The following is a 14,338-nucleotide window of genomic DNA, read 5'->3' as shown; positions in this document are numbered from 1 at the left end:
GTAGACAACTACAGATGACTACGAGAACAGGAACGCACGGTCCCGGTTACTACGTTCCACACTCCACCGAATGATCACGCAGACGTTATCGAAGAGAGACTCATCGCCGCAGCTCAGGGGGTGGGTTCACGCTCGGTTCACACCGTGGTGGGCAATGCTTTCGCGCCATCTTCGGTGACCCTCGTCGCCCCGAAGTACTCGGAGATGTCGATGGGGTCGAAGCGGATCACGGCACCCGTGCGCGGCGCGTCGATCATGTATCCGCCGCCCACGTAGATCCCCACGTGGTGGATGGCCCGGGAGTCGGTCGGGTCCTTCGAGAAGAACACGAGATCGCCGGGCAGCAGCTCGTCCCGCTTCGGGTGCGGCCCCGCGTTGTACTGGTCGTTGGCCACCCGCGGCAGCGTGATCCCGACGCTCTCGTACGCGGCCTTGGTCAGCCCCGAGCAGTCAAAACGCCCGTCGTCGGCGGCTGTTCCGTTGCCGCCCCACAGATAGGGCGTGCCGAGCTTCTTCTGCGCGTAGTAGATGGCTCCCGCGGCCTGCTTGGACGGATCCACCCGCGTCGTGGGCGCGGCGAAGCTCTCCTCGAGCGTCGTGATCGTCTTGACGTAGTTCCGGGTCTCCTTGTACGGCGGCACACCCCCGTACTTGATCACCGCGTAGGCCCCGGCGTTGTACGAGGCCAGCATGTTTTCGGTCAGATTCCCGGGTACGTCCTTCACGTACGAGGCGAGCTTGCAGTCGTACGACGCGGCGGACGGAATCGCGTCCTGCGGGTCCCAGACGTTCTTGACGCCGTCCCCGTTGCCGTCGATCCCGTGCGTGGCCCAGGTCCCCGGGATGAACTGAGCTATCCCCTCGGCCGCGGCCGCGCTCTTCGCGTTCGGGTTGAACCCGCTCTCCTGGTAGAGCTGGGCGGCCAGCAGCGCCGGGTTGATGGCGGAGCAGAGGTTGCCCCACTTCTGCACGATGGCCGAGTACGCGGCGGGCACCGACCCCTTGGCCAGCGCCTTGGTCCCTCCGCCCACCCCGTTGATGAGGTTCCCGGCGACGACGTACACCCCGACGACGAGCAGCATCACGAAGGACAGGGCCGAGCCGACGACAACGGTCGCCACGATCCATGCCTTACGCACCGTCAACCGCCCCTCGCCGCCCACGAGTCCGTTCGCCCACGTCAGTGTAGGGGCGCGTCCCGGGTTCCGGGGTGATCGATCCGGCCGTACATCCCGAACCGGTCGAGCCGAGCGGATGGGGCGGTCAGGGAATCAGGGGATCAGGGATCCGACGCGGCGTCCCGGTACAACTCGGCGGCCTCCGCCCCGAGGACCACGCTGTAGGAGATGTCGTCCGTGGCCCCGCCCTCCTCGTGCCCGCCGAGCACTCCGACGACTTCCTGGTCCCCGTTGACCCAGGGGCTGCCACTGGTCCCACCGCTCAGCTCGGGACAGTCGATCCGCTGCTGGGTGCGGCTGTGAGCGCTCGGCTTGTTGGTGCAACTGACCGGCACTTCACGGGTGTTGGGATACCCGGTGACGGTGACGGCGGTGGCCCCGGTCGCGGTCCCGGCGGCGAACCTGTTCCCGCCGACGACGTCCTCGACCCCCTTGCCGTCCCGGTCGCCGAGGACGGCGAAGGCCACGTCGCTGTCCTCGTCCTGCCCCTTGGCCCACCCGTCGGGCAGGAACCGCTTCTTCACGTCCCACACCCCATAAGGCGCCCGGCCGTCCCGGTATCCGGGCACGAACACGAGGTCCCCGCTGTCGCCGTCCAGACAGTGCGCGGCGGTGACGATGAGGTCCCGCCGCGCGCTGTGGACGACGGAGGCCGTACAGAAGTGCCCGCCGGCGAGCTTGGACCTCCGGTCGGCCCCGAAGAGGGCCCCGACCCGGGCGCTCTGCGCGGTCGCGGCGGCGACGGCAGTCACGCCGAAGGGCCCCGGACCGTCGTCGGCCGATGCCAGGGAGGCCGAGGTGACGGCCGGCACGAGCAGGACGACGGCGGCGTAGAGGGGCATGGCGACGCGGCTGTTGATGCGTGAGGTGCGCTTCATCGGAAACCACTGTGACCGACGAAGGTGAGAAAAACGTCTGCCGTTCACTGAAAACTCTCCGTGAACGGCCCCTTCTGCGACTGGGGCACCTCGGGCAACAGACACATGCCACCACCGTACGGTGCGCCCGCCGTCTCCGCCTCCGCTGCCGACGGCACCTCGGCGTGACGTCGGCGTACACGGTCCGGGTCAGTGCCCGGTACGGGCCGACGCGACGCGCTCGTACACCGTCACCCGCCGGCCTGCGAATAGGCGCGCGCGGATGGATTTGATTCGCAAGAGACCGGGTGGCGGCGACAAGCCCGCCGGTCACAGACGAGGCCCCCGATCCGTCAGGGACGTAGAAGAAGCAGACCCAGGCACACACAGAGCCAGGAGGGCGCATCATGGCACCGCTCGTGTCCAGCATCGAGACAGCCCGCACGGCGGACGAGGTCTTCTCCTACGTCACCGACCCGGCGCACTTCGCCGACTGGCAGGGCGACGTGGTGAAGGTGGAGACGGACGGCGGCGGCCGCTTCACCACCACCCGCCGAATCGGCCCCTCGCAACGGACGTTCACCCAGGAGGTCACCGACTCCCGGCCTCCGTCCCACTGGTCGGCCCGCGGCCTGGACGGCCCGCTGCGCCCCTTGATGGACATCACCGTCGAGCCGCTGGCGAACGGCACGGCCTCCCGCATCACCTTCTCCCTCGACTTCGAGCCGCAGGGCATCGGCATACCGCTCCTGCCCCTGGTCCGGCGCCAGGCGGCAAAGGGAGCACCGATCAGCTACCGGAACCTGAAGCGGCAATTGGAGCGATGACCGTCCGACGACCCGACGCACGCCCGGTCCACGCGCGTAAACCTGTGCACCCTCTGTGCACCCCCTGTGCGCGAAGTCAAGCCACCGCCAACCTCCCTCCATCGCCCGCCCATTGACCGGTAACCCCCCAACACTCTTCAGTAATGCGGAAGTCAGAATTCCGAAACTGTCTTGTTTGTCGCGTACTCAACAAGCGATGGTCGTCGCGGGCCGCCGCCCCCACCGGCAACCTCACCGGTGGACCCCCCACCCGCAGGCCTCTGCAACCCACTCCCAGGAGGCTGTACGTTGAGTACGTCCACCCCCAACTCCCCCCACATATCCGGCAGATGGCGCCGCGTCGGCTCGGCAGCCGCCGCCACCGCAGCCCTCGTGTTCGCCGGCCTCGGCACCGCGGTCCACGCGAACGCGGCCACCACCTCCGCCCACAAGGTGAGCGCCAGGACCATCGCCGCCCAGGTGGCGAAGGCCCATGTCCGGTACGAGAACGCCTGCGCCGCGACCCCGAAGAAGGGCTACGCCGCCTGTAACGCCCTCCGTGTCACCGGCGGCACCACCGCCTTCATGGAGAAGCAGGCCGCCCTCAAGGGCGTCACCCCCAAGACCATCAAGCCGAACGCCGCCCAGGACGACCCGACCGGCTACGGCCCGAGCGACATCCAGTCGGCCTACGGCCTGGCCGACGCCGCCTCCTCCAACGGCTCCGGCGAGACCGTCGCCATCGTCGACGCCTACGACGACCCCAACGCCGAGGCGGACCTGGCCACTTACCGCTCGTACTACGGCCTGTCCGACTGCACCACGGACAACGGCTGCTTCTCCAAGGTCAGCCAGACCGGCTCCACGACCTCCCTCCCCTCCGCCGACAGCGGCTGGGCCGGCGAGATCTCGCTCGACCTCGACATGGTCAGCGCGACCTGCCCGAACTGCAACATCCTCCTCGTCGAGGCCAAGTCGGCGTCCGACGCCAACCTGGGCACCGCGGTGAACGAGGCCGTCAAGCTCGGCGCCAAGTTCGTCTCCAACAGCTACGGCGGCGACGAGTCCTCCTCGGACACCACGTACGACTCCTCGTACTACAAGCACCCGGGCGTCGCCATCACCGCCAGCGCGGGCGACAGCGGCTACGGCGCCGAGTACCCGGCCGCCTCCAAGTACGTGACCGCGGTCGGCGGCACCAAGCTGTCGACCTCCTCCAACAGCCGCGGCTGGACCGAGAGCGTCTGGAAGACCAGCAGCACCGAGGGCACCGGCTCCGGCTGCTCCTCCTACGACGCCAAGCCGTCCTGGCAGACCGACACCGGCTGCACCAAGCGCATGATCAGTGACGTCTCCGCCGTCGCCGACCCCGCCACCGGCGTCTCCGTCTACGACACCTACGGCTCCGACGGCACCGGCTGGAACACCTACGGCGGCACCAGCGCCTCGTCCCCGATCATCGCGTCGGTCTACGCTCTCGCCGGCACCCCCGGCAGCAGCGACTACCCGGCCGAGTACCCGTACAACGCGGCCGGCACGTCCGCCCTCAACGACGTGACCAGCGGCAACAACGGCACCTGCTCCACCAGCTACTTCTGCACCGCGAAGTCGGGCTACGACGGCCCGACCGGCTGGGGCACCCCGGAGGGCCTGGACGCCTTCACGGCGAGCTGACAGCAGCAGTACCCAGCAGGACCTCCCCGTCGGGTCACGGGGAGCCGCCCGAGTGAGGAGTACGTGGGGACTCCTCGGCGGCATGGAAAGGGAAACGGGTCACGGCAGCCGGCCGCGGCCCGTTTTTCCGTACAACACCCTTGAGACACCTGTGAGTTGAGTAAAGCGCCGGACCTGGTTCAGTAAGCCGGAAGTCAGGATTCCAGGACTCCCTTGTTGTCGCGTACTCAACAAGAGATGGTCGGCATCGCACCCGCACCGCCCCTGTTCCACCCCCATCAGGACCACCGGAACACCAGGAGGCTGCACGATGCGTTCCACTCCCCCCAACAGACCTACCGCCCGCCGCGGCCTGCGCCGCATGGGCACCGCAGCGGCCGCCACGGCCGCCCTCCTCCTCACCGGCTTCGGCACCGCCGTCCAGGCCGACGCGGCACAGCAGACCGCGTCCACCAAGGTCACCTGGACCGCGACCCCCTGCGCCACCCCGCAGCACAAGGGCGAACTCGCCTGCAACTCCTACCGCGTCACCGGCGGCCTCACCGCCTTCCAGAAGCAGCAGGCCGCGAAGACCGGCGTCACCCCCAAGGCCGCCGACGCCGCCACCCCCTCCGGCTACGGCCCCACCGACCTCCAGTCCGCCTACGGCCTGACCTCCGCGGCCGCCTCCAACGGCTCCGGCGAGACCATCGCCATCGTCGACGCCTACGACGACCCCAACGCCGAGGCCGACCTCGCCACCTACCGCTCGTACTACGGCCTGAGCGCCTGCACGACGGCCAACGGCTGCTTCAAGAAGGTCAGCCAGACGGGTTCCACGACCTCACTCCCGTCGGCCAACACGGGCTGGGCCGAGGAGATCTCCCTCGACCTCGACATGGCCTCCGCCATCTGCCCGAACTGCAACATCCTGCTCGTCGAGGCGACCTCAGCGACGATGGCCAACCTGGGCACGGCGGTGAACAGGGCGGTCACCCTGGGCGCGAAGTACGTGTCGAACAGCTACGGCGGCTCCGAGTCCTCGTCGGACACGAGTTACGACTCCTCGTACTTCAACCACACGGGCGTCGCCATCACCGTCAGCGCGGGCGACAGCGGCTACGGCGCCGAGTACCCGGCGGCCTCCAGGTACGTGACGTCGGTGGGCGGCACGGCCCTCTCGAAGGCGGCCTCCACCACCCGAGGCTGGTCGGAGACCGTCTGGAAGACATCGAGCTCCGAGGCGACAGGCTCCGGCTGCTCGTCGTACGACGCCAAGCCCTCCTGGCAGACCGACACCGGCTGCACCAGGCGCACGATTTCGGACGTCTCCGCGGTGGCCGACCCCGCCACCGGAGTCTCGGTCTACGACTCCTACGGCATCACCGCCGGCTGGTACACCTTCGGCGGAACGAGCGCCTCGTCCCCGATCATCGCGGGCGTCTACGCACTGGCCGGCACCCCGTCGTCGTCCTCCTACCCGGCCTCCTTCCCGTACGCCGCGGCGGGCACCTCTGCACTGAACGACGTGACCAGCGGCAACAACGGCAGCTGCTCCACCACCTATCTGTGCACCGCCCAGTCGGGATACGACGGCCCGACGGGTTGGGGCACTCCGGAGGGAGTCTCCGCGTTCACAGGCTGACCGGCTGACTCTCCGTCACCGAGCGGGCCGCGGCGACCAGCCGCGGCCCGCTCGCCGTGCGCGGGATACCCTTCACCCGGAGAACACCGGCACGACGACTCACCCCGACAAACCGTCAGAAACGGGCCGGGGCACAAGAGGGGTCAACGACGGAACCACACAAAGGTTCCGCCCAGGCCTCATTGCCCGGCGTGACCTGCCGTGATACACAGAGTGACCGTACGTGCTTTTCGTACGAAACCCGCCAGGCAATGACGCCAAGTCGACATACGACGGCAGCATTGTCGGCGAGAATGAGCCTGACCTCTGCACCCCGCAGGGGGCTGCGGAACCGGAACTACCCACCAGGGGCGGTGACTTACATGCTCTTTGCGGCCGACAAGGGAGACATCAACACCATCATCGGCGGGATCGCTCCGGACTGGGGCCCCTTCGGCAGCCTGGGCAACGAGGCCAAGGTCATGATCGAGGTCGTGATGGCTGTCGCCATCCTGCTCTGCCTCGGCATCGCCGTCTGGGGCGCCGCGAAGCAGCGCATCGGCGCGACCGCGCTCCGCGACACCTTCAGCGCGGAACAAGGCAAAGGCCTCATCATCGCCGGTCTGACCGGCGTATTCATCATCGGCTCCCTGGGCACGCTCTTCACCATCGTGTACGGCATGGCCGTCTAGCCCACCCCCTCCCCCTTCACCCCACCCGACCGTCGTGCTCACCGGCTGAGGTTGCGTTTCCCTGATGTCGAGTCACCACACCGCGCCCATGCGGGAACCAGCACGGCTACCGTCGTATGTCTACGAGGTGGAGAGGGCGTACGCGGCATGAGTCTCGGAGACGAGCGGGATGCCTCCGGCGGTTACGGGGGTACGGGCCAGACTCGTACACGGCTGCCCGAGGGCGGCGGCGATGTGTACGGGGGCGCGCGGCGGGGCGGCCGCTCGTCGTCCCGAAGCCTGGTCACGGTGGTCGGCGTGGTGGTCCTCCTGATCGCCGCGATCGCCTTCGCGAACCGTGGAGGCGACGATTCCTCTTCCACGGACACCTCCGGAAACAAGCCGGAGTCGTCGACGACGGCAGCCAGCGGCACGAAGCCGGTGCAGCCGAAGGCCGGGGGGATCGCGACGGGGTTCGCGCACGACATGCAGGGGGCGCAGAGCGCGGCGGCGAACTATGCGACGGTGCTCGTTTCGGCCGACATTCTCAAGCCCACCCAGCGAACCGGGATCGTGCAGCAGGTCTTCGTCGCCGACAAGCAGGCCGAGCTACTGGACAAGCTGAACAAGGCCTACTCAAAGGACTTCCTGAGCAAGATCGGCCTGGACGAGAACGGCAACGCGGCTGCGGGCAGCACCTACGTCTCGCGCACCGTGCCGATCGGCACCAAGACCACGGCCTACTCGGACACCACGGCGGCCATCGAGGTCTGGTGCACCGGGCTGTACGGCACGGCGGGTGAGAAGTCGACCAACCCGGTCACCAGCGACTGGTTCACCATGGCGCTCGAGCTCCGCTGGGTGGACGGCGACTGGAAGGTCGAGAGTTTCTCCCAGAAGGACGGCCCCGCACCCGTCCCCGGAGACGACAAGGCATCCAGCGCCGACGACATGTCCAAGGCCGTCGAGGAGTACGGAGGCTTCACTTATGCCCGGTAGCCCGCGCCGCGCACTCAAGGTCGCCGCCGTCCTCACAGCCGTACAAACCACGGCCGTGCTGCTGGCCACCCGCGCCGCGGCAGCTCCCTCTCCGTCGCCGACGACCTCGGACGACAAGTGCGACCTCATCGTCGGCCCCGCGAAGCAGTACTGCGAACGCGGCAACGGCGACAAGGGCACCACCGGCACCGGAGGCGGCATCGACCCCACCTCCACCCTCGACCCCCTCTCCTCCCTCGCCAAGGGCTGTGCCGACGCCGCCTCCTGGACCATCGACAAGCTCAGCGAGGCCGTGAAGGAGACCGCCAACGTCGACTTCACCAACACCAAGTTCCTTCAGCAGTACGCCGTGGTCTTCGCCGCCTCCACGATCCTCACCCTCGTGCTGTGGCTGCTGGCCGTGGCCAAGCGGGCCGTCCGAGGCGTCCCCCTCACGACGGCCATCAGCGAAGCAATCGGCTTCCTCTGGCTGACCGTCCTGGCCTCCGCCTTCACACCGCTCATCCTCTACACCGTCGTATCGGCGACCGACGGCGTGACAGACGTCCTCGCCAAGGCGACCGGCGACCAGACGGACACCTTCTTCGGCACCTTCTCCGGCGCACTCGACAAGGGCGAGAACATCGGCGGCGGCCCGATCATGCTGATCGTCGTGTCCCTGGTCAGCATCCTCGCCGCGGGCGTCCTGTGGCTGGAGCTGGTCATCCGCGCCGCCCTCCTCTACGTAGGCGCCCTCCTCGGCACCGTCGTCTACGCCGGTCTCGTCGACAAGAACCTGTGGGGCCACGTCCGCCGCTGGGCGGGCATCATGATCGCCGTGATCCTCGTGAAGCCGGTGATCGTGATCGTCCTGGGCCTCGCGGGCGCACTGTCCTCCGACAACGGCCCCAACGCCTTCTCCGCAGTCGTCTCCGGCCTCGCGATCATCCTGCTGGCCATCTTCGCCAGCGCGATGATCTACCGCTTCGTCCCCGGTTTCGGCGACGAGATCGCCAGCTCCCGCAACAACCGCATCATGCAGGGCGCCGAGAGCAAGGCCGCCGCGGTCATCAGCTCCCCGGCGACCATGGTCGCGCAGGGCATCAAGACGCACAGCGCCCGCGCGAACGACAACGGAGGCGGCGGCCAGTCCTCCTCCAACGGCGGCGCCCGCCCGGCCAACCCGGTCTCCGGCGGCGTCGCAGCCCACAGCACCCGCACCTCGAACGGTGGTGGCGGCGGAAGTGTCCCCTCCGCCGCACCCGCACCCCGTTCGTCGAGCCCGGTGAACACCCCGCACGCCGGCAACACCCGCAACAGCAGTAGCAACCGCACGGGAGGTGAAGGGCGTTGACGACCGAGTCCCACCTGTCCCATCCGGTCACGCCCCGCCGTACATATCTCATCGGCCGCGCCCGGCCGAACGCGATCGTCGGCCGGAACCGCGAGTCCGGCGAGATCGCGCTCATCATCGCGGGCGCCTTCCTGGGCATGATGTGCGGACTCCTCGTCCCGGTGCTGTCGCTGCGCATCGTGCTGCTGATGGGCTTTCCGCTGGTCGCCCTGGCGGCGGTCTACGTGCCGTACAAGCACCGCACGTTCTACAAGTGGTTCGAGATCAACCGCAGCTACAAGCGCACCCTGAAGCAGGGCACCGTCTACCGCAGCGGCGTCGTCGAGGCCGGCACCCACCTCGACGGGCGGGAGGTCGAGATCGGCCCGCCGCCCGGCATCGGCCGGATCACCTGGCTGGCCGCCCCCTTCGGCCCCGACGAGATCGCCGTGCTCCTGCACGCCGACCGCAGGACGGTCACCGCGGCCATCGAGATCGAGGGCCCCGGCGTGGGCCTGCGCGACTCCGAGGACCAGGAGGCCCTCGTCGACCGCTTCGGCACGCTGCTCAAGCACGTGGCCAACGGCGACGGCTTCGTCACCCGCCTGCAGATGCTCGCCCGCACCCTCCCCGCCGACCCGGACGCCCACGCCAAGGACGTCGCCGTACGCGGGGACGAGAAGTCGCTGCCGTGGCTGCAGTCGTCGTACGACCAACTGCAGTCCATGGTGTCCACCAGCAGCGAGCAGCACCGCGCGTACCTGGTCGCCTGCATGCACTTCACCCGCGAACTCGCGGCCGAGGCACACACGATGGCACGCGCGGCCCGTCCCCAGAGCGGCCGCAAGGTCGACCGGGACGCCGGACTCGCGGTCGTCATGGCCCGTGAGCTCACCGACATCTGCTCGCGCCTGCAGGAGGCCGACATCCGCGTCCGCCAGCCGCTGGGACAAGGCAGGCTGGCGTCGCTCATCCATTCCATGTACGACCCCGACCACCCGATCGACCACATCCAGGCGATGACCAAGCGCAACGCCTGGCCGGCCGAGCTGGACGCCATGGAGCCGACGTACCTCCAGGCCAAGACCCGGGAGTCCTCCACCCGCGCGCCCTGGTGCCACGCCACCGCCTGGGTGAAGGAGTGGCCGATGACCCCGGTCGGCGTGAACTTCCTGGCGCCTCTGCTGGTCCACACCCCGGACGTCATCCGAACGGTCGCCGTGACGATGGATCTCGAGCCCACCGAGGTAGCCATCGAACGCATGCTGACCGAGAAGACCAACGACGAGGCCGAGGCCTCCCGCGCCGCCAAGATGAACCGCACGGTCGACCCCCGCGACGTCGCCGCCCACAACCGCCTGGACCAGCGCGGCGAGGACCTGGCGAGCGGCGCGGCGGGCGTCAACCTGGTCGGCTACATCACCGTCTCCTCCCGCTCCCCCGAGGCCCTCGCCCGCGACAAGCGGACCATCCGCGCCTCGGCCGGAAAGTCGTACCTGAAGCTGGAGTGGTGCGACCGGGAACACCATCGCGCCTTCGTGAACACGCTTCCGTTCGCCACCGGCATCCGAAGGTAGGGGCTGAGTTCTGATGCGGGATCCGCTGTCCGTCCTCACCGACGCCTTCACCTCCTTCCTCTTCGGAAAGGTCGAGACGACCCGCCTGCCGGTGCGCACGTCGACGGGCCAGGCCCAGGCCGTCTACCTGCCCACGGCCGCCCCGGGCCTCGGCGACTCGGGCGTGATCATCGGCCGCGAGGTCTACTCCGGGAAGGGCTACATCTACGACCCCTTCCAGCTGTACGGCCAGCAGCTGCCCGCCCCGCACTGGCTGGTCCTCGGCGAGTCCGGCAACGGCAAGTCGGCCCTGGAGAAGACGTACGTCCTACGGCAGCTGCGCTTCCGCGACCGCCAGGTCGTCGTCCTCGACGCCCAGGGCGAGGACGGCGTCGGTGAGTGGAACCTCATCGCACAGGAGCTGGGGATAACTCCCATCCGCCTGGACCCGATGGCGGCCCTGGACCACGGCATCCGCCTCAACCCTCTCGACCCGGCGATCACGACGACCGGCCAGCTGGCCCTGCTCCGCACGATCATCGAGGTCGCGATGGGCCACGGGCTGGACGAGCGCTCCGGCTTCGCCCTGAAGGTCGCGCACGCCTACGTCAACGAGACGATCGTCGAACGCCAGCCGGTCCTCACCGACATCGTCGAGCAGCTACGGCACCCGGAGCCGGAGTCGGCCGAGGCGATGAACGTCGCCATAGAGGACGTACGGGCATGGGGCCTGGACGTGGCGCTGGTCCTGGACCGTCTGGTCGACGGTGACCTGCGCGGCATGTTCGACGGCCCGACGACGGTCGGCATCGATCTGGACGCGCCCCTCATCGTGTTCGATTTGTCCCACATCGACCGCAACTCCATCGCCATGCCGATCCTGATGGCGATCGTCGGCGTCTGGCTGGAGCACACCTGGATCCGCCCCGACCGGAAGAAGCGCATCTTCCTGGTCGAGGAGGCCTGGCACATCATCAACAGCCCGTTCGTGGCCCAGCTGTTCCAGCGCCTGCTGAAGTTCGGCAGGCGCCTGGGCCTGTCCTTCGTGGCGGTCGTCCACCACCTGTCCGACGTGGTGGACGGAGCAGCCGCGAAGGAAGCGGCCGCGATCCTGAAGATGGCGTCGACGCGGACGATCTACGCCCAGAAGGCCGACGAGGCGAGAGCGACGGGCCGGGTCCTGGGCCTGCCCCGCTGGGCGGTGGAGATCATCCCGACCCTCACCCCGGGCATCGCGGTCTGGGACGTCAACGGCAACGTCCAGGTCGTCAAACACCTGGTCACGGAGACGGAACGCCCGCTGGTCTTCACCGACCGCGCGATGACGGAGTCGTCCGCCGACCTGGCCGACGACGCCCTGCACGCCGCCGAAATGGAGGCGGAGGAGCGGGCTGCGGCCTTCGTGGAGCAGCACCTCAGCGACTTCGACGGCTCGTCCGAGTCGACGGTGGCGTAGCGGGAGGCAGAAGTGGTGAGACCGGACGACCGGAGACGGGACGCTCGGGAGGGCCAGGGCGGCATCCCCGACGGGCTACTGATCGGCATACTCGCCTTCCTCCTCGGCATGACCCTGCTGGTGTGGTCCGCCACCGGCCTGGCCGGCTGGTTCGCCAAGGGCTCCTGGCCGGACGGCATCACCTTCACCCGCACACCCATCGCCATGCGCCACCTCATCGGCGAACCGCACGACATCGCCGGCGCCTGGCCTGAGACACCGGCAACGCAGCTCTCCGGATACGGCCTGTTCTGGGGCCTGTTCATCGGCCAGCTCATGATCCTGTTCGTACTGACCGTGTTCGTGATGGGCACGGTCGCACGCTGGCGAGCGGGACGCCTGCGGCGACGGGCAGAGCGGGCAGCCGCGTTCGAAGAACCCACCGCCACGAGTGAGCCCGCACCGCAGCACTACGAGGTACCGACACCGAGGACGGCACCACTCCAACCCGAACCCACGGAATTCCACGAGCAAGCAGTGGACACGGCCGAGACAGTGGATACGGCCGAGACGCCCGCCCCTCTCTTCGGCGCAAAACCGGTCGGCGGCTGGGAGAAAATACTCGTAGCCCCGAGGGAAAGCCGCCAGACCACCGCGGCCCAGGCCGTACGCGACGCGGAGGGCCCCGCTCTCGTCGTCACCTCGAACCCCTCCCTCTGGCAGGAGACGAAGGACGCCCGAGCCAAACTGGGCCCGGTCCACCTCTACGACCCCACCCACGCCTGCGACACCCCGGCCCGCGTCCACTGGTCCCCCACCACGGGCTGCGAGAACAAACAGACGGCGGCGTCGACGGCAGCCGCCCTCCTGACCCCGGTCCGGCCGACCTCACGACTCGACCAGGCGGTCAGCGACACCGCGGAAACGCTACTGCGCAGCTATCTGCACGCCGCCGCCATCGACGGCCGCACCATCCGCCACGTCCACCGCTGGTCCCAGGGCACCCAGATCCAGGACGCGGTCCGCATTCTCCGTACGAACCCGAAGGCGGCCCACGGCTCCGGCGGCGAACTCGAGGCCGCGCTCACCGCCCACCCCGAACGCCGCGACATCGCCCAGGAGTTGACGAGCCGAGCCCTCGCCGCCCTCTTCACGGTCAACATCCGCGAGGCCTGCACTCCAAACCGAACTGATGCACTCGCCTTGGATTCCTTCGTCGACGAAGGGGGCACGCTTTATGTGGTGGGGGAATCCATCGAGGACCCCAGGACCAATCCAGGCGCGATGCCCCTCCTGACGGCCCTCGTCTCGAGCGTGGTCGAGCGCGGCCGGCGCATGGCCGAACGGTCATCCTCCGGTCGCCTCGACCCACCACTGACACTCGTCCTGGACGATGTCGCAGCAGTGGCTCCGCTTCCCCAGCTCCCGGAGCTGCTGTCCACCGGGACGGACCGGGGCCTGCCCACGCTGGCCCTGCTCCGCTCCCGCGAACAGGGCCGCGCCCGCTGGCCGCACGACGAACTGCCGGTGTAGCGGCTCAGCTTCCGTCTCGCTCCAGGACATACTCCAGCTCGGTGTCCTCCGGGTTGTTCGCGAGCGGTACGACCCTTCCCGTGGGCGTGAACCCCGCCCGGCGGTAGAAGGCCTGGGCCCGCCCGTTGTCCTCGTGCACGATGAGCCGCACCCGCTCGACGTCACGCCCCCACGCCCACTCCAGGCCGGCGTCGAAGAGCACTTCCGTGAGACCGATCCCGCGGTGTTCGGGCCTTACGAACACCCCGACGACATGCCCCTGCTTCCGCTCGATCGGGAACCCGGCCCAGTCGGTTTCCCCCGCCTCCTCGATCAGCACGGTCAACGTTCCGACCCACTCCCCGTCCGGCCCCTCGGCGACGAACTGCTGCGCACCGAGCGCACCCTCGGCACCGCCGGCAGTGCGCTCCTGCCAGAACGAGTCGGGATGGGCCGAGGCCTCGTCGTAGGTCTCCAGAAAGGCCAGATGCGCCACGGGGTCCTTCAGAGACACCAGGCGCAAGGCCTTTGCCTCGGCCCACTCGTCGGCGCGTATGGAACGGATCTTGTAGCTCATACAGTCACCGTAGCGGAACGCAGAAAACCCCCGTACCGATTATTGGTACGGGGGTTTTCTCACGATTTGTTCGGCGGCGTCCTACTCTCCCACAGGGTCCCCCCTGCAGTACCATCGGCGCTGTAAGGCTTAGCTTCCGGGTTCGGAATGTAACCGGG

At 68.7% G+C, this 14,338-nt stretch carries 12 protein-coding genes and 1 rRNA gene; 9 read left to right on the top strand and 4 right to left on the bottom strand.

The window, feature by feature from the left end; genetic code table 11:
* Positions 1 to 137: 137 nt before the first annotated feature.
* A complete protein-coding gene (locus tag ABZ880_RS40955; RefSeq protein ID WP_361274355.1) occupies positions 138 to 1,145 on the bottom strand; it encodes a bifunctional lytic transglycosylase/C40 family peptidase in 1,008 nt (335 codons plus the stop codon).
* Between the two features lie 134 nt (positions 1,146 to 1,279).
* The gene (locus ABZ880_RS40950; RefSeq protein WP_361274353.1) at positions 1,280 to 2,056 is read right to left on the bottom strand and encodes a trypsin-like peptidase domain-containing protein; all 777 of its coding nucleotides are present in this window, start codon (positions 2,054 to 2,056) and stop codon (positions 1,280 to 1,282) included.
* Positions 2,057 to 2,442: 386 nt separating this feature from the next.
* Here ABZ880_RS40950 and ABZ880_RS40945 point away from each other — a divergent pair, with 386 nt between their 5' ends.
* The 9 genes from ABZ880_RS40945 to ABZ880_RS40905 all read left to right on the top strand — a co-directional run bounded on the left by ABZ880_RS40945 (position 2,443) and on the right by ABZ880_RS40905 (position 13,624).
* Complete coding sequence (locus tag ABZ880_RS40945) at positions 2,443 to 2,862, top strand: SRPBCC family protein (RefSeq protein WP_361274352.1); 420 nt, start codon at positions 2,443 to 2,445, stop codon at positions 2,860 to 2,862.
* Positions 2,863 to 3,150: 288 nt separating this feature from the next.
* Positions 3,151 to 4,515, top strand: a complete 1,365-nt coding sequence (locus ABZ880_RS40940; RefSeq protein WP_361274350.1) for a S53 family peptidase — start codon at positions 3,151 to 3,153, stop codon at positions 4,513 to 4,515.
* Between the two features lie 310 nt (positions 4,516 to 4,825).
* Positions 4,826 to 6,139, top strand: coding sequence for a S53 family peptidase (locus ABZ880_RS40935; protein WP_361274347.1), 1,314 nt, complete (start codon positions 4,826 to 4,828; stop codon positions 6,137 to 6,139).
* 362 nt (positions 6,140 to 6,501) lie between these two features.
* The gene (locus tag ABZ880_RS40930; protein WP_014673544.1) at positions 6,502 to 6,810 is read left to right on the top strand and encodes a hypothetical protein; all 309 of its coding nucleotides are present in this window, start codon (positions 6,502 to 6,504) and stop codon (positions 6,808 to 6,810) included.
* A gap of 147 nt (positions 6,811 to 6,957) precedes the next feature.
* Entirely contained in the window at positions 6,958 to 7,788 is an 831-nt protein-coding gene (locus ABZ880_RS40925; protein ID WP_361274345.1) for a hypothetical protein, read from the top strand.
* Positions 7,778 to 9,121 carry a hypothetical protein gene (locus tag ABZ880_RS40920; RefSeq protein WP_361274342.1) on the top strand — a complete coding sequence of 448 codons (1,344 nt, stop codon included), beginning with the start codon at positions 7,778 to 7,780 and terminating at the stop codon, positions 9,119 to 9,121. Before ABZ880_RS40925 ends, ABZ880_RS40920 begins: the two co-directional genes overlap by 11 nt.
* Positions 9,118 to 10,677, top strand: coding sequence for an SCO6880 family protein (locus tag ABZ880_RS40915; RefSeq protein WP_361274339.1), 1,560 nt, complete (start codon positions 9,118 to 9,120; stop codon positions 10,675 to 10,677). The genes ABZ880_RS40920 and ABZ880_RS40915 overlap by 4 nt, the downstream gene beginning before the upstream one ends.
* 13 nt (positions 10,678 to 10,690) lie before the next feature.
* Positions 10,691 to 12,112 (top strand): ATP-binding protein, encoded by a 1,422-nt coding sequence (locus ABZ880_RS40910; protein WP_361274337.1) that lies wholly within the window; start codon positions 10,691 to 10,693, stop codon positions 12,110 to 12,112.
* A gap of 15 nt (positions 12,113 to 12,127) precedes the next feature.
* The gene (locus ABZ880_RS40905; RefSeq protein ID WP_361274688.1) at positions 12,128 to 13,624 is read left to right on the top strand and encodes a type VI secretion protein; all 1,497 of its coding nucleotides are present in this window, start codon (positions 12,128 to 12,130) and stop codon (positions 13,622 to 13,624) included.
* Positions 13,625 to 13,628: 4 nt separating this feature from the next.
* On the opposite strand, the gene ABZ880_RS40900 is transcribed toward ABZ880_RS40905, so the two are convergent.
* Positions 13,629 to 14,180, bottom strand: a complete 552-nt coding sequence (locus ABZ880_RS40900) for a GNAT family N-acetyltransferase (protein ID WP_361274335.1) — start codon at positions 14,178 to 14,180, stop codon at positions 13,629 to 13,631.
* Between the two features lie 68 nt (positions 14,181 to 14,248).
* Positions 14,249 to 14,338: ribosomal RNA gene (rrf, locus tag ABZ880_RS40895) — 5S ribosomal RNA — on the bottom strand; the annotation flags it as partial.

This window comes from Streptomyces sp. NPDC047043, from assembly GCF_040644055.1.
In the GTDB taxonomy this organism is placed as follows: Bacteria; Actinomycetota; Actinomycetes; order Streptomycetales; family Streptomycetaceae; genus Streptomyces.
The sequence above is the reverse complement of the archived record's forward strand: the minus strand, read 5'-3'. Positions and strand labels throughout refer to the sequence as shown.